At 22.8% G+C, this 24371-nt stretch carries 24 protein-coding genes and 2 tRNA genes; 17 read left to right on the top strand and 9 right to left on the bottom strand.

Translation table 11 applies throughout. The features are described 5' to 3' along the window. Positions 1 to 168: 168 nt before the first annotated feature. The 13 genes from pgi to dut all read left to right on the top strand — a co-directional run bounded on the left by pgi (position 169) and on the right by dut (position 15578). Positions 169 to 1818 (top strand): glucose-6-phosphate isomerase, encoded by a 1650-nt coding sequence (pgi, locus tag BUAMB_RS02725; RefSeq protein WP_014500238.1) that lies wholly within the window; start codon positions 169 to 171, stop codon positions 1816 to 1818. 163 nt (positions 1819 to 1981) lie between these two features. After that, positions 1982 to 3859, top strand: coding sequence for a PTS mannitol transporter subunit IICBA (locus tag BUAMB_RS02720; RefSeq protein ID WP_014500237.1), 1878 nt, complete (start codon positions 1982 to 1984; stop codon positions 3857 to 3859). 72 nt (positions 3860 to 3931) lie between these two features. Further along, positions 3932 to 5092: a mannitol-1-phosphate 5-dehydrogenase gene (locus tag BUAMB_RS02715; protein ID WP_014500236.1), complete on the top strand. Its 1161-nt coding sequence runs from the start codon at positions 3932 to 3934 to the stop codon at positions 5090 to 5092. A 1025-nt stretch (positions 5093 to 6117) separates the two neighbouring features. Beyond that, positions 6118 to 7005 (top strand): tRNA (adenosine(37)-N6)-dimethylallyltransferase MiaA, encoded by an 888-nt coding sequence (miaA, locus tag BUAMB_RS02710; protein ID WP_044035135.1) that lies wholly within the window; start codon positions 6118 to 6120, stop codon positions 7003 to 7005. A gap of 138 nt (positions 7006 to 7143) precedes the next feature. After that, on the top strand, positions 7144 to 8388 hold the full coding sequence (gene hflK, locus BUAMB_RS02705; RefSeq protein ID WP_014500234.1) for an FtsH protease activity modulator HflK: 1245 nt from the start codon (positions 7144 to 7146) through the stop codon (positions 8386 to 8388). After that, a complete protein-coding gene (gene hflC, locus BUAMB_RS02700; RefSeq protein ID WP_014500233.1) occupies positions 8381 to 9310 on the top strand; it encodes a protease modulator HflC in 930 nt (309 codons plus the stop codon). The genes hflK and hflC overlap by 8 nt, the downstream gene beginning before the upstream one ends. 55 nt (positions 9311 to 9365) lie before the next feature. Then, positions 9366 to 10676: an adenylosuccinate synthase gene (locus BUAMB_RS02695; protein ID WP_014500232.1), complete on the top strand. Its 1311-nt coding sequence runs from the start codon at positions 9366 to 9368 to the stop codon at positions 10674 to 10676. 76 nt (positions 10677 to 10752) lie between these two features. After that, on the top strand, positions 10753 to 12951 hold the full coding sequence (rnr, locus tag BUAMB_RS02690; protein ID WP_014500231.1) for a ribonuclease R: 2199 nt from the start codon (positions 10753 to 10755) through the stop codon (positions 12949 to 12951). 161 nt (positions 12952 to 13112) lie between these two features. Then, positions 13113 to 13496 (top strand): 30S ribosomal protein S6, encoded by a 384-nt coding sequence (gene rpsF, locus BUAMB_RS02685; protein ID WP_014500230.1) that lies wholly within the window; start codon positions 13113 to 13115, stop codon positions 13494 to 13496. Positions 13497 to 13545: 49 nt separating this feature from the next. Further along, positions 13546 to 13773: a 30S ribosomal protein S18 gene (gene rpsR / locus BUAMB_RS02680; RefSeq protein WP_014500229.1), complete on the top strand. Its 228-nt coding sequence runs from the start codon at positions 13546 to 13548 to the stop codon at positions 13771 to 13773. 45 nt (positions 13774 to 13818) lie between these two features. Then, a complete protein-coding gene (rplI, locus tag BUAMB_RS02675; protein ID WP_014500228.1) occupies positions 13819 to 14271 on the top strand; it encodes a 50S ribosomal protein L9 in 453 nt (150 codons plus the stop codon). 49 nt (positions 14272 to 14320) lie between these two features. Further along, positions 14321 to 15070: a 3'(2'),5'-bisphosphate nucleotidase CysQ gene (cysQ, locus tag BUAMB_RS02670; RefSeq protein ID WP_014500227.1), complete on the top strand. Its 750-nt coding sequence runs from the start codon at positions 14321 to 14323 to the stop codon at positions 15068 to 15070. Positions 15071 to 15119: 49 nt separating this feature from the next. Beyond that, positions 15120 to 15578, top strand: a complete 459-nt coding sequence (gene dut / locus BUAMB_RS02665; RefSeq protein ID WP_226988383.1) for a dUTP diphosphatase — start codon at positions 15120 to 15122, stop codon at positions 15576 to 15578. Positions 15579 to 15589: 11 nt separating this feature from the next. Here the strand turns inward: dut and pyrE are convergent, their stop codons facing one another. Continuing rightward, entirely contained in the window at positions 15590 to 16231 is a 642-nt protein-coding gene (pyrE, locus tag BUAMB_RS02660; protein ID WP_014500225.1) for an orotate phosphoribosyltransferase, read from the bottom strand. 122 nt (positions 16232 to 16353) lie between these two features. Further along, a tRNA-Ile gene (locus BUAMB_RS02655) sits at positions 16354 to 16426 on the bottom strand. Between the two features lie 139 nt (positions 16427 to 16565). On the opposite strand from BUAMB_RS02655, the gene BUAMB_RS02650 reads away from it, so the two are divergent. After that, a tRNA-Asn gene (locus BUAMB_RS02650) sits at positions 16566 to 16638 on the top strand. Between the two features lie 15 nt (positions 16639 to 16653). Here BUAMB_RS02650 and BUAMB_RS02645 read toward each other — a convergent pair. Next, positions 16654 to 16962 (bottom strand): DUF496 family protein, encoded by a 309-nt coding sequence (locus tag BUAMB_RS02645; protein ID WP_014500224.1) that lies wholly within the window; start codon positions 16960 to 16962, stop codon positions 16654 to 16656. A 51-nt stretch (positions 16963 to 17013) separates the two neighbouring features. Between BUAMB_RS02645 and sbcB the strand changes: the two genes are divergently transcribed. Continuing rightward, a complete protein-coding gene (sbcB, locus tag BUAMB_RS02640; protein WP_264356764.1) occupies positions 17014 to 18249 on the top strand; it encodes an exodeoxyribonuclease I in 1236 nt (411 codons plus the stop codon). A 49-nt stretch (positions 18250 to 18298) separates the two neighbouring features. Continuing rightward, entirely contained in the window at positions 18299 to 18460 is a 162-nt protein-coding gene (locus tag BUAMB_RS03155; protein WP_264356762.1) for a hypothetical protein, read from the top strand. Here the strand turns inward: BUAMB_RS03155 and murI are convergent. From murI to mutY, 3 genes are all read right to left on the bottom strand, one after another. Then, positions 18447 to 19235 carry a glutamate racemase gene (gene murI, locus BUAMB_RS02635; protein WP_014500223.1) on the bottom strand — a complete coding sequence of 263 codons (789 nt, stop codon included), beginning with the start codon at positions 19233 to 19235 and terminating at the stop codon, positions 18447 to 18449. The genes BUAMB_RS03155 and murI overlap by 14 nt on opposite strands. Positions 19236 to 19320: 85 nt before the next feature. Beyond that, positions 19321 to 19560 carry an oxidative damage protection protein gene (locus tag BUAMB_RS02630; RefSeq protein ID WP_014500222.1) on the bottom strand — a complete coding sequence of 80 codons (240 nt, stop codon included), beginning with the start codon at positions 19558 to 19560 and terminating at the stop codon, positions 19321 to 19323. A 19-nt stretch (positions 19561 to 19579) separates the two neighbouring features. Then, positions 19580 to 20632, bottom strand: coding sequence for an A/G-specific adenine glycosylase (mutY, locus tag BUAMB_RS02625; protein WP_014500221.1), 1053 nt, complete (start codon positions 20630 to 20632; stop codon positions 19580 to 19582). Between the two features lie 117 nt (positions 20633 to 20749). Here mutY and trmB point away from each other — a divergent pair, with 117 nt between their 5' ends. Then, entirely contained in the window at positions 20750 to 21466 is a 717-nt protein-coding gene (gene trmB, locus BUAMB_RS02620) for a tRNA (guanosine(46)-N7)-methyltransferase TrmB (RefSeq protein ID WP_014500220.1), read from the top strand. A 24-nt stretch (positions 21467 to 21490) separates the two neighbouring features. Here trmB and hemW read toward each other — a convergent pair whose 3' ends face one another. The 3 genes from hemW to gshB form a co-directional block, all read right to left on the bottom strand. Then, positions 21491 to 22621 (bottom strand): radical SAM family heme chaperone HemW, encoded by a 1131-nt coding sequence (hemW, locus tag BUAMB_RS02615; protein WP_014500219.1) that lies wholly within the window; start codon positions 22619 to 22621, stop codon positions 21491 to 21493. Between the two features lie 309 nt (positions 22622 to 22930). Continuing rightward, complete coding sequence (gene ruvX / locus BUAMB_RS02610; protein ID WP_014500218.1) at positions 22931 to 23350, bottom strand: Holliday junction resolvase RuvX; 420 nt, start codon at positions 23348 to 23350, stop codon at positions 22931 to 22933. 10 nt (positions 23351 to 23360) lie between these two features. Further along, positions 23361 to 24323, bottom strand: coding sequence for a glutathione synthase (gene gshB, locus BUAMB_RS02605; RefSeq protein ID WP_014500217.1), 963 nt, complete (start codon positions 24321 to 24323; stop codon positions 23361 to 23363). Positions 24324 to 24371 lie beyond the last annotated feature (48 nt).

The raw sequence follows: 24371 nt of genomic DNA, 5'->3' as shown, positions 1-24371 counted from the left end.
ATATATTAAAAATATTTTTAAAAAATAAGTATATTATTATCTATCAAAAATATAAAAAAATAAATATAAAACATTATTTAAAATTTAATAATTTTTAAACATATGCGCAATAAATATAAAAGCAATACAACTAAAATTAGTGCTATTTTAAGAGAGATGAATTCTGTGATGAAAAATATTAATTTGAATCATACTAAATCATATCAACATTTACAAAACCACTTTAAAAAAATAGAGCATGTACATTTAAAAGAACTATTTTTAAATGATATTAATCGATTCAAAAAGTTTTCCATTTTATTTGAAAAAGAAATGTTAATTGATTTTTCAAAAAATCGCATGACTGATGAGACTTTGAAATATTTAATTAATTTAGCTCAAGAAACGGATGTAAAATCTGCAATAAAACTAATGTTCTCTGGAGCTAAAATAAATCAAACAGAAGATCGTTCTGTTTTGCATATAGCATTACGTAATCGAGCTAATTATCCTATTATTATTAATAATTGTAATATTATGTTAGAAATAAATTGTTTATTAGAAAAAATGAAAAACTTTTCACAAGATGTAATTAATGGAAACTGGAAAGGTTATACAGGTAAATCAATTTCAGATGTTGTCAATATTGGGATTGGTGGATCTGATTTAGGTCCATATATGGTTAGTGAAGCACTATATCCTTATAAAAATCATTTAAATATACATTATGTTTCTAACATTGATAGTAGTCATCTTTTAAAAGTATTAAAACAAATACATCCTGAAAAAACTATTTTTTTAATAGCTTCTAAAACATTTACAACAGATGAAACTATTACAAATGCAAAGAGTGCAAAAAAGTGGTTTTTGAATTATTCTAAAGATATAAAAACTTTAGATAAGCATTTTTTTGCTTTATCTGCTAATGTTAGCAATGCTTTAAATTTTGGTATTAATATAAACAATATTTTTAAATTTTGGGATTGGGTCGGTGGACGTTTTTCATTGTGGTCTTCAGCAGGGCTATCTATTATATTATCGATTGGATTTAATAATTTTGAAAAATTTTTAGATGGTGCGCATGCGATGGATAATCATTTTTATAATACTGATTATTATCATAATATTCCAGTATTATTAGCTTTGATTAGTATTTGGTATACTAATTTTTTTGGTTCTGAAACAGAAGCAATCTTACCTTATGATCAGTATATGCATCGTTTTTCAGCATATTTTCAACAATCTAATATGGAATCAAATGGAAAATCTATTAATAGAGATGGTAAAAGAATATTTTATCAAACAGGTCCTATTATTTGGGGTGAACCGGGAACTAATGGTCAACATGCATTTTATCAATTAATACATCAAGGAACTAAATTAATTCCTTGTGACTTTATTGCTCCAATTTTATCACATAATGATTTAGAAAACCATCATCTTAAATTAATATCTAATTTTTTAGCTCAAACACAAGCATTAGCTTTTGGTAAATCGCATGATACAGTTTTACACGATTTAATATTATCTCAAAAAAATCAAAAAGAAATTAATAGAGTTTTACCTTTTAAAATATGTGAAGGGAACAAACCTACTAATTCAATATTAATACGAAAAATTACTCCTTATAATTTAGGTGCATTAATTGCATTATATGAACATAAAATTTTTGTTCAAGGTTACATATTAAATATTTTTAGTTTTGATCAATGGGGTGTTGAAATTGGAAAAGAATTATCTAAAGATATTTATTATAATTTAAAACATAATCTTCATAATAATAATTATGATTCTTCTACTCAAGGATTAATTCATTTTTATAGATCTTTTAATACATAAAACTTTAACTTATAAAATATTTATAAATAGAATTTAAATATTTTATTTTATCAAACTGGTTAAATATATTTTTTAGTGTATAAAAATAAATAGTTTATTATTTCTTAATACTTTAAAAAAAATATTTTAATGTTTTAGTTACATGGAAATATGAGTATTGACTATGTTAATATCAATTAAATTAAAAATACAAAATTTTGGTCAATTTTTAAGTAGCATGATTATGCCTAATATAAGTATTTTTATTGTATGGGGGATACTGAATGCTTTATTTATTCCATTAGGATGGCAACCGAACAAAAGTTTAGAACAATTAATTGCACCGATTATTTTTTATCTTTTACCTATATTAATTGGATATACTGGAGGTAGTTTAATTTCAGGTTCAAGAGGTGGATTAGTTGGCTCTATAGCTACCATAGGAGTTATTACTAGCACCGATATGCCAATGTTATTAGGTGGAATGATTGTCGGACCTATCAGTGGTTGGATGATAAAATATATTGATAAAAAAATAGAAAATAGAATTAAAAATGGTTTTGAAATGTTAGTTAATAATTTTTCTATTGCTATATTAGGAGTATTATTATCAATTATTTCATTTTTTACAATTGGACCATTTATTGAATGGTTAGCGCATGGTGTAGAATATTTAATTAAAATGATGATGCATTATAATTTATTACCTTTTATAGCTATTATTATTGAACCTGCTAAAATATTTTTTTTAAATAATGCTATTAATCATGGAATTTTTTCACCATTAGGTATTCAAGAAGCATCAGAACATCATATTTCTATATTTTTTTTAATTGAATCAAATCCAGGTCCAGGATTAGGTGTATTAATAGCATGGTTCTTTTTCGGAAAAGGAGATTTATCTAAATCTTCAGGGGGAGCTGCGATTATTGAATTTTTAGGTGGAGTTCATGAAATTTATTTTCCTTATGTTTTAATTAAACCAAAATTAGTAATTGCTCTTATTTTAGGTGGAATGAGTAGTATTTTCACACTAGTTTTTTTAAAAGGCGGATTAGTTTCAACAGCATCACCAGGTTCTATTCTATCTATTTTAGCTATGACTCCTAAAGGTTATTATTTAGTTAATATTATTACTGTGTTTTGTTCTTTTTTAATTTCTTTTATAAGTGCTGCTTTACTATTAAAATTTCAATATACACAAGAAAATGATAAAAAAAATTTTCAAAAACATGAAAATTCTATTGATTCGAAATGCTTCATTAATAATTTAGATGATAATATTAATCCAAATATAATAAAAACTATTATCGTTGCTTGTGATGCTGGCATGGGATCAAGTGCATTGGGTGCTAGTATTCTTCGTAAAAAAATAAAAAAAGCTAATTTAAATCATATTTCTGTTTTAAATACAGCAATTAATTTATTACCTAAAAAAACAGATTTAGTTATTACACATCAAAATTTAACATCTCGTGCTCAAAAATATGCTCCATATGCTCAGCATATATCTTTAAAAAACTTTCTTAATGATAATTTTTATGATAATTTAATAAAAAAATTAGTACAAAATTCTGTTAATTTAAATGTTAATAATATAAATACTTTAGAATTATATGATAAAAAAGAACCATTAGGTTTATTTCGCTTAACTGAGAAAAATATTTTACTTAATCAATATGCTGAGAATAAAGAAGAAGCTATTAATATTGTTGGAAAAAATTTATTTGAACAGGGTTATGTTAAGTCTAATTATGTTCAATCAATGTTAGAAAGAGAAAAATTATCTTCTACTTGGATTGGAGAATCAATAGCATTACCACATGGAACCATTGAGTCAAAAGATTCTGTTTTAAACACCGGAATAATTTTTTGTCAATTTCCTAAAGGTGTTCGATTTGGAGAAGAAATTGATGATATTGCTTATCTTGTTATTGGCATTGCAGCTAAAAATAATGAACATATTATGGTAGTCAGTAATCTAACTAATGCTTTAGATAATAAAAAACTATTAAAAAATTATCTACTACTCATAGTAAAAGTGAAGTATTATCACTGTTAAATATGAAATAAATTCAATTTTCTTTTAATTTTAACTTTTAATTTTAAATATAACACTTAATTGGATCTATTTATGAAAGCACTCCATTTTGGAGCTGGAAATATTGGACGTGGTTTTATTGGAAAAACATTATCAGAATCTGGATTTAATGTTGTTTTTGCTGACCTTAATCAAGCTATAGTTAATGCGATTAATAATAAAAGAGAATATTCAGTTAAAACAGTAGGTATCGATACATATAAGATTACTAATATCAAAAATGTTACTGCGATAAATTGTAATAACTCAAAGATTTTTGAAGAAATTGTTTCAGTTGATTTAATTACTACTGCAGTTGGTGTTAATGCATTGAATAATATTGCGATTATTATTTCAAAAGGCATTATGTTAAAAATTAAAAAGCAATGTGTAAAACCGCTAAATATTATTGCCTGTGAAAATAAAATTAAAGCCAGTTCTTTTTTGAAAAAAGCTATTCTAGAAATATTACCTAATAAACATCATCATTATTTAAGTCAATATATAGGTTTTGTAGATTGTAGTATCGATACTATTATACCTATATCAAAGCATAATCAATCTAATTTATCTATCATTGCTGAAGAATTTAAAGAGTGGATTGTAAATCTTAATCAATTCAAAGGCGTTATACCTAAAATTATTGATATGCAATTGAGTAATTATTTAAATCCATTTATCGAACGAAAATTATTAACGTTAAATACAGGACATGCTGTTGCAGCTTATCTAGGTTTAATAAAAAACTATAAAACAATACAAGAAGCTATTCAAGACCCAAAAATACGAATAATTGTTAAATATGCTATGGAAGAAAGCGGATCAGTTTTAATAAAGCGTTATAATTTTAATAAAAATCATCATTTAGATTATATTAAAAAAATTTTCCTGCGCTTTGAAAATAATTTTTTATCAGATAGTCTTGAAAGAATTGGACGAAATCCATTGCAAAAATTAGGGATAGAAGAACGTCTAATCAAACCTATTTTAGGAAGCATTGAGTATAAATTACCCTATTCTAATTTATCTAAAGGTGTTGCAGCTGCATGTCATTATTTGAATGTAAATGATTTAGAATCAATAAAACTAACATCTTCAATTAAAAAAGAAGGTATAGAAAAGACTTTAAGAAATATTTGTAATTCAAAGTTAATTCAAGAAGCAATATGTTGTATTAAAAAATCATATTATGAGATATTAAGAGAAATAAAATAAAATTATTTTATCAATTATTTATACAATAAAAATTATTAAAAAAAGATTTTTTAATAAAAAATAATATAAGAATAATTATTGAGTATTTTCAAAATAAAAAAGATTTATTATTTTTTGATATTGAATTTTACTATAAAAAATAATATTCAATAGCGAATTTTAATATTTTTAAGATTTACCATCATTCAAAATATTACATATTATTTTGTTATTATTGAATTTTTTTTATTATTAAAATTAATAAAGATATTTTTATCACTTTTTATTTAATTCATTTTAATACATATATTGAAAAGAATATTTTTTCGATTAGTGCTGTTTTATTTTTTTATTTTCAAAAATATAGTACATTAAAAAAATTAAAAAATAATAATTTACTAAATGCTTTATATTATAATGAAAAAATATAATAGATCAATATAAAAATATTTAATGCAATTTTTTAAATATTTTATTTTAAAATTTATTACTTTGATTCTTAAAAAAAATATTTTCTGATGATTTTTAGATTTATTTTTTTAGATTTGTTTCTGGTAGTAATTTAAAAAATATTTGTTTTACTAAAATATTATTAATTATAGAATATCATTAATTATATGAGATAAATGTTATTTTATTCATGAGTTTTTTATAAAAAAAGAATTTTAGATCAAAGTGCAAACAATAATATTTAAAAAAAATAAAAAATATTTAAATATTTTCGAAAAAATATTTAGTTATACTTTACGATGAAATAATATATAAAATAATTTCAATATAAAATTTTTTATTAACTAATATTGTATATTGATAAAAAATAATATTAACTTTAGAAGTTATAAATTTTTTTATATAAATATATTTATTAAATTAAAAAATTTTATTTTATTTAAAAAAAATTTATTTTGATTAAGCGATAAAATTCTTTAATCGTAATATTTAAAATATTTTTGGATATATCATTATAAAAAAATCAATATTAATAAAGAATTATGTATTTTAAAAATATAAATTTATATCAGACTAAACCTGTTATTATTTTTTTAATGGGCCCAACAGCATGTGGAAAAAGTAAATTTGCTTTATATCTAAGAAAATATTTACCAATAGAATTGATTAGCGTAGATTCTGCATCAATTTATCGTGGAATGGATATTGGAACAGATAAACCAAGTATTAATGATTTATCTGTTCATCCCTATCGTTTATTAAATATTAAAGATCCAATTGAAAATTATTCAGCTGCAGAATTTCGTCATGATGTTTTAAAAGAAATTAATAATATAATTAAATTAGGAAAAATACCATTTCTTGTTGGTGGTACAATGTTTTATTATCATGTCTTATTGTATGGATTATCTAATTTACCATCATCAAGTATTAAACTTCGTCAATACTTATTAGATAATAATAAAAATAATTTTTATTTACATAAAAAATTAACATTAATAGATCCTATTTCAGCACAACGTATTCATAAAAATGATTTTCAAAGAACAATTAGAGCATTAGAAATTTTTTATCTTTCTGGAAAAACTTTAACAGCATTAAAAAAACATCATTATAATAAATTACCATATAATGTTTTGCAATTTGCATTAATACCTCCAAGTAAAGAATGGTTAAATAATCAAATTGAAATGCGCATAAGAAAAATGTTAATTATGGGTTTTCAAAAAGAAGTTGAAGCGCTTTTTTTAAGAGGTGATTTACACATTAATTTATCATCTATTCGATGTATAGGATATCGTCAAATGTGGAATTATCTTGAATATAAAAATAGTTATAAAGAGATGTTTAATCAAATCGTTTATGCAACAAGAAAGCTTGCTAAAAATCAATTGACATGGTTAAAAAAATGGAAAAATATTAATAAAATATTGTGTAATTCTAATCCTGAAATATTATTAGAAAAAATATTAAAAAATCTTTAAAGATATAAAATAATTTAAATATATTTAATAACATTTTTTAAAAAAATGTATATTTGATTATTAAAATATATAGAATATATTATTTTGGTATGTGTTTATATGTATTGTCATCATAAAACTAATCAAATGAGGTATAAAATGGTTTGGAATAAACCAAATGATAATAAGCCTGAATTAGATCCATGGGGGAAAAAAAATAGTAATAATAAAAATCATTCAGGAAATAACAGTGAGACTAAAAATACTATCTCAGATGTAAAAAAATTTTTATGTAGTCTTAAAAAGATTATTAATTATAATTCTAATTCATCTCATTCATCTAATTCATCGAATTCGTCTTATTCATCAAAAAAGATTATTAATCCTATTTTAATAATAATATTTATTAGTTTTTTTATTTGGTGTATTAGTGGTTTTTATACCATTAAAGAAGCTGAACGTGGTGTAGTAACCAGTTTTGGAAAATTTAGTCATTTAGTAGAACCTGGATTAAATTGGAAGCCAATTTTTTTTCATGAAGTACAAGCTATTAATGTTGAAACTGTACGTGAATTAGCTACTTCAGGTATAATGTTAACTGCAGATGAAAATGTAGTGCGTGTCGAAATGAATGTGCAATATAAAATTACTGATCCTAAAAATTATCTTTTTTCTGTATTGTATCCTGATGATAGTTTGCGTCAAGCAACGGATAGTGCATTGAGAGGCGTTATTGGACATTCTACTATGGATAGAGTCTTAACAGAAGGGCGCACTTTAGTTAGAAGTGATACTCAAAAAGAAATTGAAGAAATAATTAAACCATATAATATGGGTATTACAATATTAGATGTAAACTTTCAAACGGCTAGACCTCCTGAAGAAGTAAAAGCTGCTTTTGATGATGCAATTGCTGCTCGTGAGAATCGTGAACAATATATACGTGAAGCTGAAGCATATTCTAATGAGGTGCAACCAAAAGCTAATGGAAGAGCGCAAAGAATTTTAGAAGAAGCAAAAGCATATTCTTCAAGTATTATTCTCAAAGCTCAAGGTGAAGTAGCTCGATTTAATAAAATTTTACCTCAATACAAATTATCAAAAAAAATAACATTAAAACGTCTTTATATAGAATCTATGGAACGGTTATTGCAAAATAATAAAAAAATATTTATTGATAAAAAAGATAATTCAGCATTTTTTATATCTTTAGATAATTTTTTTTCTAATATGAAATCAATTAATAACCATGTTAATTTTCAAAAAAAAAATATTTTGAAAAATAAAAAAAATAATAATAAAAGTGATCTTTCTTCATTAGCCCCTGAGAATATTTTAGAAGAACGTCGTGTTAATTCTGTTCGAAGTGATTTTAAAAATATGGAAAAGAATAAATATGAATAAAGTTGTTATTTTCTTATCAAGTATTTTTATTTTTTTATTATCTTCTTCTCTTTTTATTGTAAAAGAAGGAGAACGTGGAATTGTTTTACAATTTGGAAAAGTGGTACGTAATAACCAACAAAAAACAGTTGTATATAATCCAGGCTTACATTTTAAATTACCATTTTTAGAAAAAGTTAAAATGTTAGATGTTCGTATTCATACTATGGATAATCAAGCAGATCGTTTTGTAACTAAAGAAAAAAAAGATTTGATTGTGGACTCTTATATAAAATGGCGCATTAATGATTTTAATCGATACTATCTTGCTACTGGCGGAGGAGATATTTTTCAAGCAGAAGTATTGTTGAAAAGAAAATTTAGTGATCGATTACGCTCTGAAATTGGTCGTTTAAATGTTAAAGAAATTGTGACAGATTCGCGAGGAAGATTAACTACTGATGTTCTTAATGAATTAAATAAAGGAACAATTAATCTAGAAAAAACATCTGCAATTAACGTGAATAGTATGAATGCATTAGGTATTCAAGTAGTAGATGTACGTATTAAACAAATTAATTTACCTATTGAAGTTTCGGATGCTATATATAATCGAATGAGAGCTGAAAGAGAAGCAGTAGCTCGTAGTCAACGTTCTCAAGGTCAAGAACAAGCGGAAAAAATACGTGCTGCAGCTGATTATCAAGTATCAACTATATTAGCTCAGGCGCAAAAAGAATCTTTAATTATCAAAGGCGAAGGAGAAGCTGCAGTAACAAAATTATTTGCAAATAATTTTAGTAAAGAACCAGATTTTTATTTTTTTATTCGTAGCTTGCGTGCTTATGAGAATAGCTTTAAAAATAATGAAAACATTATGTTAATTGATTCAAATAGTATTTTTTTTCAGTATATAAATAAAATAATGAAGCTAAAAGATTAATGCCTGAAATATAAAAATAAAAAATTGTAATTGTAATAGGTGGTATAAATAAAAAATGAAGAAAAATATTGTTATATTAGGCACACAATGGGGTGATGAAGGAAAAGGGAAAATAGTAGACTGTATTAGTTCAGATGCTGCATATGTTGTAAGATATCAAGGAGGACATAATGCTGGTCATACTTTAGTTATCAATGATCAAAAAATTGTTCTTCATTTAATTCCATCTGGATTATTGCATAAAAATGTTATTGGTATTATTGCAAATGGAGTTGTAGTTTCACCTACGGAATTAATAAAAGAAATACAAATGTTAGAAAAAAATAATATTATTGTTAATAAACGTTTATTTATTTCTAGTTCTTCTCCTTTAATTTTACCATATCATATTGAAATGGATCTTGCTCGTGAAAAAAAATTAGGCATGAACGCATTAGGAACAACAGGAAGAGGTATTGGACCTGCATATGAAGATAAAATTGCACGTCGAGCTTTACGTATAGGAGATTTAAAAAATGAAAAAACTTTATCTGTACGTTTAGAAAAAATAGTTGATTATTACAATCATCAATTCGTTAATTTTTATCAATATAAATCAATGAATTATAAAATAATTTTAAATAATTTATTACCAATAATAGAATTAATTTATGATATGATAAAAGATACTACTAATATTTTACATTCAGCTATTAAAAATAAGAAAAAAATAGTTTTTGAAGGTGCTCAAGGTACTTTATTAGACATTGATCATGGTACATATCCTTATGTAACTTCTTCTAATAGTACTATTGGTGGAGTAATGACAGGAACAGGAATAGGACCTAGAAATATAGATTGTATTATTGGTATAACAAAAGCATATTCTACAAGAGTTGGTTGTGGTCCCTTTCCTACTGAATTATTTGATAATATAGATAAACATTTTTCTAGTAAAGGTCATGAATTTGGTTCTACAACTGGAAGAAAAAGAAGAACAGGTTGGTTAGATGCTGTATCTTTATGTCGATCAGTGCATATTAATTCTATTTCCAGTTTATGTATAACAAAGTTAGATGTATTAGATGGATTAGATGAAATAAAAATTTGTACATCTTATAAAAATATTTATACTTCAGAAATAATATTGTTTCCTGACATCAATGAATGGGACGATGTTTTACCAATATATGAAACTCATCCTGGATGGAAGCAAAAAACATTAGGTATAAAAAAAATAGAAGATTTACCAAAGCAAGCACGTAATTATATCAATCGTATACAAGAAATAACAAATATTCCTATTAGCATCATTTCTACTGGTCCAGATCGTTCAGATATTATTTTTATTAATGATATTTTTCATATCAAAAAATCAATCATTTAAAATTACAATAATAAATTCATGATTGATTAATATATCATCATATTTATTATCAAATAATATATATGGAGAAGTAAATATGGTAGTCAATTCCTACCAAAAAAAAGTAATTAGTAAATGTCATAATTCTATTCCTAGTCGAGAATCTATCATTTTATGGTTAAAAAAATCTACAAACTTTATCAGTCAAAAAAATTTAGAAAAAAAATTTTGTATTCATAATGAAGAAAATAAGAAAATATTACGTCGTAGATTACGATTAATGGAACAAGATGGCCAAGTAATATATATTAAACATCGTTTTTATACAGTTCCTGAAAATTGCAAAATAATTAAAGGAACAGTAATAGGACATAAAGATGGTTATGGTTTTTTAAAAACAGAAATATTGAAAGATGATCTTTTTTTATCATCAGAACAAATGAAATATTGTATTCATGGTGATATTATCCTTGCTTATATTGTTTCTTCTAATAAATATAAAAGAAAGTCAGCAAAATTTTTAAAATTATTAAAAGCAAATAATATATTAATTGTTGGTAGATATTATGTTAATAAAAAAATTAATTTTGTTATCCCTGATGATGCGCGTTTTAATTTTAAAATTTCTATTATTTCAGATTTTAAAGATAAGATTGCTATAGGATCTATTGTAGTTGTAAAATTAATACAAAAATCTATACGAACTATCAAAATAAAAGGATATATAGTAGAGATTCTTGGAACAAAAATGGGTACTAATTTAGCTATAGATATCGCGTTACGTACATATTCTATTCCTTCTGTATGGTCAAAAGAAGTGAAAAATCAATTATATGATATTAATAATAAAGCAAAAAAAAATGATTTTAATCATCGTATTGATTTAAGACATTTACCTTTTATTACTATTGATGATGAAGATGCTCATGATTTTGACGACGCTGTTTTTTGTAAAAAAAAAAATAATACAGAAGAAAATTGGAATTTATGGGTAGCTATTGCAGATGTAAGTTTTTTTATTGAACCTAATACCGCTTTAGATAAAGAAGCTTTTTCAAGAGGAACATCTATATATTTCCCATCATTAGTAATACCTATGTTTCCAGAAAAAATTTCTACAGATTTATGTTCTTTAAAACCTTATGTTGAACGTTTATGTTTAATTTGTGAAATGAATTTATCTCATAAAGGCGAGTTAATAAGTTATAAACATTATGAAGCAGTTATATGCTCTCATGGACGATTTACATATAATGAAATTGCTAAAATATGGCATGGTGATCTTATTTTACAAGATAAATATAAAAAATTTTTAAAAGATATTCAAAATTTATTTTTTTTACAAAAAATTTTTAATCAGTATAAAGTATCTAAAAAAGGTATTTATTTTAATAATATAGAGCCAAAATTTATTTTAGATTCTAATTTTCGTATTAAAAAAATATGTGAAAAAATTCGAAATGATGCACATAAATTTATTGAATCATGTATGATTTTAGCAAATATATCTTCAGCTTGTTTTATTCAAAAATATGCACATCCTGTTTTATTTCGTAATCATGCACCCCCAAAAAAAGAAAATATTGTTCGTCTACGTTTGTTTTTACATGAAATAGGTTTAACATTATCAGGTGGAGAAATACCTCAATCTATTCATTATTCTAATCTATTAAAAAAAATTGCTAATCATTCTCAATATGAAATTATTCAAACAATATTACTACGTTCTATGACACAAGCTATATATTCTCCTGATAATTGTGGTCATTTTGGTTTATCTTTATCTAGTTATGTACATTTTACTTCACCTATTCGACGTTATCCTGATTTAATAGTACATAGAATTATTAAATATTTATTATTGCATGATAAAAAAAATATTATTCACGAAACAGATAATATTTATACAAATTGTTTATATAATACTGATACAATAAGAGAAATAGGAATGCATTGTTCTATGACTGAAAGACGCGCAGATGAAGCTAATAGAGATGTTATTGATTGGTTGAAATGTGATTTTATGTATAAAAAAATTGGTCACATATTAAATGGTGTAATTTCTAATGTTACTTCATTTGGATTTTTTGTGCGTTTAAATCAGTTTTTTATTGATGGATTAGTTCATATTACTTCTTTAAATGATGATTATTATTATTTTGATTCATTAAGTTTAAAATTAATTGGAAAATCTAATAAAAATATTTATCGTCTTGGTGATGCTTTGCAAGTTCAAGTAGTTTCTGTAAATTTAAAAGAACGAAAAATAGAATTATCTTTATATAAATCTTGTTGATATTTTTTTTCAGATGATTAAATTGTATTGATTTTTCTTATAAACTAAAATACTATATAAAATAATTAATTTTTTAAATTATTTAAAAGTTCCTTATTTTCTTTAAAAAAAAATATAAAATATTTTATAGAAAGCTAAATTATCCAAAGGATCAAATGTTCATGCGTCATTATGAAATAATATTTATTGTTCATCCTGATCACAGTGATAAAATACCATCACTTAATGAAAAATATAAAAAAATTATTGAAGAAGATAATGGAATTATACATCGTCTAGAAGATTGGGGTAGACGTCAATTATCATATTCTATTAATAAACTAAATAAAGCACATTATATTTTAATGAATATAGAAGCTTTTCCTAAAACTATTAATATTTTAGAAACAGATTTTCGTTTTAATAAAATCATTCTTAGAAATATGATTATGTGTGTAAAGAAAGCAATATGTGAATTATCTCCTATTTTAAAATTACAAGATGAAAAAAAAGAAAAAAATAAACATTGTTTTTTGAGTCAAAAAATAAATTTTTATTTTAATTAGTTTAAGCATATAGTATTTTACTACTTAAAATATTTTAGGAGAAAAATAGATGGCACGTTATTTCCGACGTAGAAAATTTTGCCGTTTTACTGCAGAAGGTATTCAAGAAATAGATTATAAAGATCTGTCTATTTTAAAAAATTATATTACAGAAAGTGGTAAAATTGTTCCAAGTCGTATCACAGGGACCAGAGCAAAATATCAAAGACAATTATCGAAAGCTATTAAACGAGCACGTTATCTTGCTTTATTACCATATACTGATCATCATCGTTAAAATTTTTAAAATCATTAATCAATATTGAGATAGAGAAAATAAATTATGGAAATTATTCTATTATCAAAAATTAATAAATTAGGTGATTCTGGAAAAGTAATTAATGTTAAATCTGGTTATGCAAGAAATTTTTTAATACCTACAGGAAAGGCTATTTTAGCTAATAAAAAAAATATTGAATCTTTTGAAGCTCAACGCATTGCGTTAGAACAAGAGAATATTAGTAAAATTCTTACAGCAAAAGAACGAGCTGAGAAAATACAAAAAATTAATTCAATAACAATTCTATCAAAAGTTGGAAAAGCAGGAAAAATATTTGGTTCTGTTGGTATTAGAAATATTATTAAAGAAATCATGTTATTAGGTTTAAAAGTCAATAAAAAAGAAATTCGCTTACCTAATGGTTTATTACGTAAAGTTGGTGAACATAGAGTAATTTTCCAACCGCATCAAAAAGTATCTATTGATTTTATAGTAAATATTATTGAAAAAAAATAATTATTTAACAGTATACTCTTAATACTATATTAATATACAATGGCATCAAATGTTGAATAAAATTTGTCAATTAGCACGTCATGCTGGTCATGCTGTTATGAATTTTTATAATTCTAAAGAATGTTTAAATATTACTTATAAATTTGATAACACTCCTGTTACGAATGTTGATCATGAAATTAATAATATCATTAAAAATGGACTTTTTTTAATAACCCCTAATATTCCAGTCATTTCTGAAGAAGAAAATTATAATTTAAATATTTGTAAAAATTGGAATAATTATTGGTTAATTGATCCATTAGATGGAACAAAAGAATTTTTAAAAAGAAATGGTGAGTTTACAGTAAATATTAGTTTAATTCAAAATGGTATTCCTATATTAGGTGTAATATATGTTCCGGTTTTAGATGTTTTATATTCTGCATATAAAAATCATGCATGGAAAGAAACAGAATTAGGTATAAAAGAAAAAATTCAAGTTGTACAATCAAAAATTCCATTATTATTGATTAGTCGCTCACATGTTGACAAAGAGTTAAAAGATTATTTATTAAAAATTAAACATTACAAAATAAAAAAATTAGGTTCCTCATTAAAATTTTGTTTAATAGCTGAAGGGAAAGCTCAAATGTATCCAAGATTCGGGAATACTCATATCTGGGATACTGCTGCGGGTCATGCTATTATTATTGCAGCTGGAGGGAAAATTATAACATGGACAAATGAAAATTTAAATTACTCATTATCTGCTCGTTGTTCTTTGATTAATCCTGGTTTTTGTGCATCTGTATTATAACTTTCTGATTACTTATATTTTATGTAATTAACTTTTAAAATATATAATTATTATGAATAAAATAGAAATAAAAATTTTAAGAAATCATATAAAAAAAAATTTTTTTTTACCTACTTTTTCAACTTTAGGATCATCTGGTTTAGATCTTAGAGCATGTCTTGAAGAAAAAATTAAACTTAAATCGCAAAAAACAATATTAATTCCAACTGGTATAGCAATATACATAGCTAATCCTAATATTACAGCATTGATTTTACCAAGATCTGGATTAGGTCATAAAAAAGGCATTGTGTTGGGTAATTTAGTTGGTTTAATTGATTCTGATTATCAAGGTGAATTAATGATATCTCTTTGGAATCGAAGTCAAAAAGATTTTTATATTTACCCAAATGCTCGAGTAGCTCAAATAGTATTTGTGCCTATTATTAGACCTAATTTTTCTTTAGTTAATGATTTTAATCTTACTACACGTTCAAAACAAGGTTTTGGTCATTCTGGTATTTTGTAAAGTAAGATATATTATATACCATATTTTTTACGATATTTTATCAAATCAGGAATATGTTTACTTAATTTTGAATCTTCCAATAAATAAGAAATTAAATCTTCAATAGTAATTATTGAAGTAATTTTATAGCTATTATTATTTGAAATATGTTGAATAGTAGATAAATTTCTTTTACCTTTTTCTTGTCTATCTAACAGAACAAAGATAGAAGAAATTGTTGCTTTTTGTTCTTCTATAATTTTAATAGAATGGTGTACTGCTGTTCCTGATGTCATTACATCATCTAAAATAATCACTTTTTTTCTATATATTTCTGTTCCAATTAAATCTCCTTTTTCTCCGTATGTTTTTTTTTCTTTTCGATTAAATGCATATGAAACATTAAAGTTATAGTGATGTTTTAATGCCATAGTTGTAGCAACAACTATAGGAATTCCTTTATATGCAGGACCAAATAATATATCAAAGTCTATTTTTGAATTCATAATAGAGTGAGCGTAGAATAAACCAATTTTTGTAATATCTTTTCCTGTAGATAGTAATCCTGAATTAAAAAAATAAGGACTAGTTCGTCCTGATTTTAATTTAAAAGTTCCAAATTGTAATGCTTTTTTTTTAAAAGAAAAATCAATAAATTCTTTTTTCCAGTGCATAAAAATTGCATCCTAATCAATCTTAAAAATTTAGAATAGAATTTTATATATTAATTTTGAATTGGTACTAAAATTAGTATTATTTTTTAGAGTAAATATTTATAAGAAGTTAATTATTTTTATGGCCCTTGCTGGATTTGAACCAGCGACCAAGCGATTATGAGTCGCCTGCTCTTACCACTGAGCTAAAGGGCCTTATGTTTTTATTATTCTTACTATAGATCAATTTTTTATAATAATCTAGAATTCTTTTTAAATATTTTATATTTTTTAAAAAATTTTTTTTATATATATATTTGACAGATATAAAAATTTTTGCTATATATATTTCTATTCCTCTGTAGTTCAGTTGGTAGAACGGCGGACTGTTAATCCGTATGTCACTGGTTCGAATCCAGTCGGAGGAGCAAAGCAAATAATAATTAATCAATAATTAATTTTAATTCTTTTGATAAATTTATTTTCTCTTTATATAATTTTGCACTTTTAACAATATAATCATCTACTCTATCTTCATAATCATTTTTCATTATAAAAATTATTTTTTTAATTTCTTCATAATTCATATCGCTTGTAATATATTGATTTAAATTATTTAAAAGTAGTATTCTTTTTTTGTTATCTCTTATTTTTTTTTCAAGATCAGAAATTTCTCTTTTAATTTTGTTTTTTCTTCTAAATTTATGTACAAATTCTAGTACATTTTTAAATGATTTAGTTGTGTGTGACATGATAAAAACCTTTTAATTTATATTTGATTATTTTATTTGAATCAAAAAATTATGCAATTGAAAAACAATATATCTACTTATTTATTTTATGATTATGAAACTTTTGGAAAAAATACTGCTTTAGATAAACCAGCTCAATTTGCATGTATTAGAACTGATATAGAATTTAATATAATTGATCAACCAAAATTTTTTTATTGTATTCCATCTGACGATTATTTACCAGATCCATATTCTGTTTTAATTACCTATATTACTCCTCAATATACACATAAATATGGAATTAATGAATATAATTTTTCTAAAAAAATATATGATATTTTGACAATACCTAATACTTGTATTATTGGTTATAATAATATTCATTTTGATGATGAAATTACACGCAATATTTTTTATAGAAATTTTTTTGATTCTTATGAATGGAGTTGGAAAAACAATAATTCTCGTTGGGATTTATTAAATTTATTACGAGCGTGTTATGCATTTCGGCCAAATAGTATAAAATGGCCGAAAAATAAACTAGGGCTCACGAGTTTTAAACTATCAGATATAACACAAGAAAACAATATTATGCATCAAAATGCGCATGATGCAATATCTGATGTATATGCAACAATTGAAGTTGCTAAACTTATTAAAACAAAAGAACCTAGATTATTTAACTTTTTTTTTAAAATGAGAAAAAAATGTGAGTTACAGAAATTAATTGACTTAACAAAATTTAAACCTATTGTTTATGTTTCTGGTTATTTTTCTGTTATGCACTACTGTTGTAGTATTATACTACCTATAACATATTATAAAAATAATAAAAATGTATTAATTGCTATAGATTTATTAAAAGACATCCAAAATATAATAAATTTTTTTAAAGTAAAATATATAAATGATGCTATTTGTATTAAAGATTTATTTAGTTTAGGAATAGTATTTGTATATTTAAATCGTTGTCCTATTTTAGCTCCAATTCAAACAATTCGAACAGAAGATTATCATCGATTAGATTATAATTTTTCTTTATGCAAAAAAAATATTAATTTAATTAAACAAAATGATTTTTTAATTAAATATATTAAAAAAATTTTTTTGAAACAAGATAATATGAAAAAATCTGTTAATATTGATTTAAAAATATATGATGCTTTTTTTAATTTTCATGATCAAAAAATGATAAAAGTTATTAGAAATACGCAACCAAAATTTTTAAAAAATATTAATTATAATTTTCATGATACTCGTTTAAAAATTTTATTATTTCGTTATCGTGCTCGTAATTTTTTTTAATACATTAAATCAATTTGAAAAAAAAAGATGGTTACGATATTGTATAGAAATGTTTAATCCAGAATTTTTAGAAAAATATCAAAATCAAATTAAAATATTATTAAAAGAAAATAGTTATAATTTTAAAAAAGTAATATTATTGAAGCAATTATTAAATTATTCAATTAAAAAATATCAGAAGTTGTTGGATGAAATAATTAATTTAAATTAATATATGAAATTTTTTTGAATTGATATCTTTTTAAATATATAAATATTTTTGTTAAGTAATTATCATGTTTAGAGTATAAAAAAATATTATTTTTAATAGTTTGCTGTAAGTTAAATTTATATATACAATTTTTAATATCTAATACAATTTTTTTTCTTGAATCAATAAAATTTATTGATGATGTTAAATGTAAAGTATCTTTAATTTCTTTTTTTAAGAATAAGAAATGCGTGCATCCTAATATAATTGTATCAGGTTTAATATTCAAATTTATCCACGGTTTAAAAATACTTTTTAAATCTTTTTGTGCAAATGGAATCTTTCTAATTTTTTTTTCAGCTATTAAAGCTAATTGATTTGTACTAATTATTTGAATGATATTATTAAAAGATTTTTGATATATCAATTTTTGAATATATTCTGAATGAATAGTTGTTCTAGTAGCTATTAAACCGATAATATTATTTTTTGTTATTTTTTCAGCAGTTTTTATATCAGGAAATATTCCAATAATTGGTAAATTAAATTTTTTTTTTAAAAAAGACACAGATACAGTACTCACGGTATTACAAGCAATAACTACTATATTAATAGGATAAAGTTTTTTAATTTTTTTAATAATTGAAATAATTCTTTGGATGATAAAATATTCTGTTTTATTTCCATAAGGAAATGCTTCATTATCTAAAAAATAAATATAATGAATATTTGGTAAAACTATTTTGATAGTTTGTAATATAGATAAACCACCAACACCAGAATCAAAGATAAGCATTATAAGAGTTTTGTTATAAATGAAATAAAATGATATATAATATTCAAAATTAAAATACATTAAATATTATTTAATTTTTAATAATTTATTTTGTTTCGTTAAATAAAAATAATTTCATTTGATTTTCAATAAGTTTACGATCTTCATAATTAGATGTATTTAATTGTTTTTCATTAATTAAAATTGTTTGTTGTTTCATCCATTTTTCCCATGCTATTTTTGAAATATGATTATATATTTTTTCTCCTAGTTTTCCAGGGTAAGATTGAAATTCTTGTCCTTGAGATTTTTTTTTCAAGAATTTGCAAAAAATTATTCGATTCATAATTTTTATAATCCTTTTGTTAAACATTATCTTTTTTAAAGATATCAAGTATTTTTTGTACTGGTTGAGGTAATCCTATATATTGAGGATTTTTTAAATCATACCAAATACCTTCTATATTGTATTGATGAAAGTTCAAAATATTAGTTAATTGAATGAATATTGGTTGAATATATAAAATAAAATGACTAAATTTGTGAGTAAATGATATCATTTTTTGAGAAGTATTAATATTTATTTTTTTTTCTTTTAACCAGATTAAAGCTTTTTTTTCATCATCAAATTTTGGGAAACAAAAAAGATTTTTCCAGATATCTTTTTTGGTATTTTTTGTTAACCAAAAATTATTTTTATATCTTATAACAATAAAATAAGATGTCTTTTTAGGGTATATTTTTTTTGTATTTTTAATAGGATAATGATCCCATTCTTTTTTAATATTTATAATACATTTTATATTTAATGGACAAAATTTACATTTTGGTTTAATTCGTGTACAAATTAATGAACCTAAATCCATCATACCTTGATTAAATTGACCAGTATGATGTATTGGTGTAATCGATTCAATTATATTCCATAATTTTTTTTCTGTTGTTTTATCTGTTAATGAACTAATAATCCCATAATAACGAATTAAAATTCTTTTGACATTTCCATCTAATATAGGATAATGAAAATTTAATGATAATGATAAAATAGCTCCTGCTGTAGACCTTCCTATTCCTGGTAATTTTATAACATTAATAAATTGATTTGGAAATATTCCATTATATTCTTTTGTTATTATTTTTGCTGATCTGTGAATGTTTTTTGCTCGATTATAATATCCAAGACCGCTCCAAACATATAAAATATTATCTAGTGTACTCTGATTAAGAGTATTAATATCAGGAAAGTATAACATAAATTTTTGAAAATAAGGAATTACAAATTTAACTTGTGTTTGTTGTAACATTATTTCAGATATCCAAATTTTATATAATGTTTTATTTTTTTGCCATGGTAAATTTTTTCTACCATGTTTATGGTACCAATTTATTATTAATTGTGAAAAAAAATATTTTGTCATTATCATTTCAACTATATAAGTAAAAATTTTTTAATTTCTTTGAAATAATTATTTTATTATTCTTAATAATAATTATAAAATTAATTGATTCATTAAATCAGAAAACATAAATAAATTATGAATAATAATATATTTACACTAAAATATAAAAAAGATGGTACTTTTTTGCGTGAAATTCATAGTTTTACATCGCGAAAAAGTCGTCTTACTATTTCTCAAATGAATGCTATTCAAAAATATTGGTCTTATATTGGTATTAATTTTCAAATTCAATTATTAAATTTATCATCTATATTTCATTCGAATCATTCATTTGTGTTAGAAATTGGTTTTGGTTCAGGAGAAAATATAATTCATAACGCTATCAATTTTCCTAAAAAAAATTTTTTAGGGATAGAAGTATATAAATCTGGAATAGGTTCGTGTTTAAATTTAGCACATATTCATCAGATTAAAAATTTGAGAATTATTTATTATGATGCCATTGAAGTAATGAATTATATGATTCCTAATGATATTTTATCTACTGTACAAATTTTTTTTCCAGATCCGTGGAATAAAAAACGTCACCATAAAAGAAGATTATTAAATAAAAAATTTTTAAAGATTATTGCAAAAAAATTAATAGTAAATGGTATATTACATATTGTTACTGATTCTGAATCATATGCTTTTTATATATTAAATGAAATTAAATACATGCATAAATATCATAACTTATCTGAAAATAATAATTTTGTTGAACGTTCTAAATCTCGTATAATAACAAAATTTGAAATAAAAGCACGTTTAAAAGGACATCATATTTTTAATTTAATGTTTCAGTTAATATAATATTATGATAATATACGATAACATTTAACTTAAAAAAATTTCTAGCAATATATTTAAAAAAAGTTTTCCTTTTTTTGTGATATACCAATAATTTTTGTGATCTATTATAAAACCTTCTTGTTTTGCTATTTGAATATTTTTTTCTATAGCATTTACATGAATATTAGTCATCTTGCTAAAATGATTTTTAAAAATAGGTTTATATAATCTTAAAACATTCATAAAATATTCAACTATTTTTTCTTTTTCAGATACTATATGTGTTGAATGTAGATAATTTCCATTTAAAAAATAATTAATATTTTTATTTTTTATAGTTCTGATAATTTGTCCATTTTTTTGAGTAATTTTTCCATGAGCACTACAACCTATACCTATATAATCTCCAAAATTCCAATAATTAAGATTATGTTTACATTGGTAATGAATTTTTGAATATGAAGATATTTCATATTTTTTATACCCTGATTTTTTTAATAATTTTTCTCCTTCAATAAACATTTGAAATATTAAATCTTCATGCGGTAATAATATATTTTTTTTATAAAATATAGTATTAGGTTCAATAGTAAATTGATACCATGATATATGAGATGGATTGTACTGAATAGCTATTTTTAAGTCTAATAATGCATCTTCTAATAATTGATGAGGCAAACCGTACATTAAATCTAAATTTAAATTATCATAATATTTTTTTGCTTCTATAATTGCAGATATTGCTTTTTTTTGATTATATGTGCGTTCTATTTGTTTTAATAAAGAAGAATTAAATGTTTGAATACCTAGTGATAAACGATTAATTCCAATATGTTTATAGTACATAAAATTCTGGTATTCTAATTTTGTAGGATTCGCTTCTATACTTATTTCTGTATTATGAAAAATTTGATTTCTTTTTTTTATACCTAATATTAATTTATTAATAGAATGTATTTTTAATAAACTAGGGGTTCCACCTCCAATAAAAATAGTATGAATTTTTCTGTTATTAATTTTTAATAAATCTTGTTCAAAATCTTTTAAAATATGTTTGACGTATTTTTCTTCAGGAATATTTTCTTGACTAACATATGAATAAAAATCACAATATCCACATTTTTTTAAACACCAAGGAATATGAATATATAAACTAATAGATGGTAATCTACACATAATGATATTTATCTTGTAAATAAGTTATATTATTATCATAATAATATTATTTTTTTTTCAAAAATTTAATATTTTATTATTTTTTATATGTCTATATTTTTTAAATGATTTTTTATTTTATATTGTGTTATTATTTTTTGAACATCAATTTTCAATCGTTAATTTCTATCTTTATTTTGTTAGATAATTTTTATAAAATCAAAATTTATTTTATATAAAATTATTTTTTTTTGGAATTAATTTGATGATAAATATAAGTATTTATTAGTTTTATTACTTTTTTGAAACATTATATTTTTAATAAAATATTTATTTCATATCATATTGATTTAACCAACTTTCTAGTATAATTACAGCAGCATAAGAATGAATTTTTTCCGTTTTTTTTAAGGCTTTAAAACCATTTTTATAAAACAGAATTGATTTAGCTTCTACAGTAGTTAAACGTTCATCATGCATTTTAACAGCAATATTAAATTTAGATTGTAATAAATTAGCAAATTTTTCTGATTTATTAGTGATAATTTGTTTTGTACCATTTATATTTAATGGTAAACCTACAATAATTAATTGAGGTTGCCAAAAATTTATTAAATATTTTACTGAATTCCAATTAGGATATCCATTTTGAGCATGTAAAAAGTGTAAAGGTCTTCCCTTTTTTATAATATTTTCTCCTACAGCTACTCCAATTTTTTTAATTCCAAAATCAAATGCAAGTATTATCATTTTATGATCTCTAGTATTGTATTTTATTTTCTATATAATCTAATAACATTCCAGTAATAGAGATATTTTTTTCTGATTCAATTTCACAAATACATGTTGGACTTGTGACATTAATTTCTATTAATTTATCTCCTATGACATCAAGACCAACAATAATTAAACCTTTTTTTTTCAAAATAGGAGATAAAGCATTAGCAATTTTCCAGTCTGTTTGACTTAAAGATTGTATTCTTCCTGTACCCCCAGCAGCTAAATTAGCTCTTGTTTCTCCAATTTTTGCAATTCTAGCTAAACACCAAGGTATTGCTTCTCCATTGATCATTAAAATTCTTTTATCTCCAAATTGTATATCTGATAAATAATTTTGTATCATACAATATTTTTTTTCATAATTTGTCATTGTTTCTGCAATTACTGAAAAATTTGGATCATTTTTTTTAATACGAAAAATATTAGTACCTCCCATACCATCTAGTGGTTTAATGATAATATCTTGATTTTTTTTCCAGAATTGACGAATTTGATTCATATTTCTTGTGACTAAAGTATTAGCAGTTAATTCCGGGAACCATGATATAAACATTTTTTCATTACAATCTCTTAAACTTTGGGGTTTATTAATTATTAAAACGCCCATATTTTCTGCACGTTCTAAAATATATGTTGAATAAATAAATTCAATATTAAATGGTGGATCTTTTCGCATTAAAATAACATCTAATTCACTTAAAGCCATATTTTTTTCTTGAGTAAATTTATACCATTTTTCTGCATTTTTTTTAACTTTTATTAAACGAATTCTTGCATATGGAATTCCTTTCATTAAATAAAGATCATTCATTTCCATATAATGTATAACATGATGTCTTTTTTGAGCTTCTAATATAATAGAAAAGCTTGAATCTTTTTTAATATTAATTAATTGGATAGAATCCATTACGATTCCAATTTTTATATTTATTTTTTTTTGCATATTTAATTTTATCGTTAATTGTTAAAAAAAGAAGATTTCGAGTACGTT

Source organism: Buchnera aphidicola str. Ua (Uroleucon ambrosiae) (genome assembly GCF_000225465.1).
In the GTDB taxonomy this organism is placed as follows: domain Bacteria; phylum Pseudomonadota; class Gammaproteobacteria; order Enterobacterales; family Enterobacteriaceae; genus Buchnera; species Buchnera aphidicola_B.
This window is presented reverse-complemented; position numbering and strand designations above follow the sequence as displayed.

Excerpts from the sequence above, each read along its gene's own strand:
- pgi (WP_014500238.1), top strand. The coding sequence starts at position 169 with ATGAAAAATATTAATTTGAATCATACTAAATCATATCAACATTTACAA.
- BUAMB_RS02720 (WP_014500237.1), top strand. The coding sequence starts at position 1,982 with ATGTTAATATCAATTAAATTAAAAATACAAAATTTTGGTCAATTTTTA.
- BUAMB_RS02715 (WP_014500236.1), top strand. The coding sequence starts at position 3,932 with ATGAAAGCACTCCATTTTGGAGCTGGAAATATTGGACGTGGTTTTATT.
- miaA (WP_044035135.1), top strand. The coding sequence starts at position 6,118 with ATGGGCCCAACAGCATGTGGAAAAAGTAAATTTGCTTTATATCTAAGA.
- hflK (WP_014500234.1), top strand. The coding sequence starts at position 7,144 with ATGGTTTGGAATAAACCAAATGATAATAAGCCTGAATTAGATCCATGG.
- hflC (WP_014500233.1), top strand. The coding sequence starts at position 8,381 with ATGAATAAAGTTGTTATTTTCTTATCAAGTATTTTTATTTTTTTATTA.
- BUAMB_RS02695 (WP_014500232.1), top strand. The coding sequence starts at position 9,366 with ATGAAGAAAAATATTGTTATATTAGGCACACAATGGGGTGATGAAGGA.
- rnr (WP_014500231.1), top strand. The coding sequence starts at position 10,753 with ATGGTAGTCAATTCCTACCAAAAAAAAGTAATTAGTAAATGTCATAAT.
- rpsF (WP_014500230.1), top strand. The coding sequence starts at position 13,113 with ATGCGTCATTATGAAATAATATTTATTGTTCATCCTGATCACAGTGAT.
- rpsR (WP_014500229.1), top strand. The coding sequence starts at position 13,546 with ATGGCACGTTATTTCCGACGTAGAAAATTTTGCCGTTTTACTGCAGAA.
- rplI (WP_014500228.1), top strand. The coding sequence starts at position 13,819 with ATGGAAATTATTCTATTATCAAAAATTAATAAATTAGGTGATTCTGGA.
- cysQ (WP_014500227.1), top strand. The coding sequence starts at position 14,321 with ATGTTGAATAAAATTTGTCAATTAGCACGTCATGCTGGTCATGCTGTT.
- pyrE (WP_014500225.1), bottom strand. The coding sequence starts at position 16,231 with ATGCACTGGAAAAAAGAATTTATTGATTTTTCTTTTAAAAAAAAAGCA.
- BUAMB_RS02645 (WP_014500224.1), bottom strand. The coding sequence starts at position 16,962 with ATGTCACACACAACTAAATCATTTAAAAATGTACTAGAATTTGTACAT.
- sbcB (WP_264356764.1), top strand. The coding sequence starts at position 17,014 with ATGCAATTGAAAAACAATATATCTACTTATTTATTTTATGATTATGAA.
- BUAMB_RS03155 (WP_264356762.1), top strand. The coding sequence starts at position 18,299 with ATGTTTAATCCAGAATTTTTAGAAAAATATCAAAATCAAATTAAAATA.
- murI (WP_014500223.1), bottom strand. The coding sequence starts at position 19,235 with ATGCTTATCTTTGATTCTGGTGTTGGTGGTTTATCTATATTACAAACT.
- BUAMB_RS02630 (WP_014500222.1), bottom strand. The coding sequence starts at position 19,560 with ATGAATCGAATAATTTTTTGCAAATTCTTGAAAAAAAAATCTCAAGGA.
- mutY (WP_014500221.1), bottom strand. The coding sequence starts at position 20,632 with ATGACAAAATATTTTTTTTCACAATTAATAATAAATTGGTACCATAAA.
- trmB (WP_014500220.1), top strand. The coding sequence starts at position 20,750 with ATGAATAATAATATATTTACACTAAAATATAAAAAAGATGGTACTTTT.
- hemW (WP_014500219.1), bottom strand. The coding sequence starts at position 22,621 with ATGTGTAGATTACCATCTATTAGTTTATATATTCATATTCCTTGGTGT.
- ruvX (WP_014500218.1), bottom strand. The coding sequence starts at position 23,350 with ATGATAATACTTGCATTTGATTTTGGAATTAAAAAAATTGGAGTAGCT.
- gshB (WP_014500217.1), bottom strand. The coding sequence starts at position 24,323 with ATGCAAAAAAAAATAAATATAAAAATTGGAATCGTAATGGATTCTATC.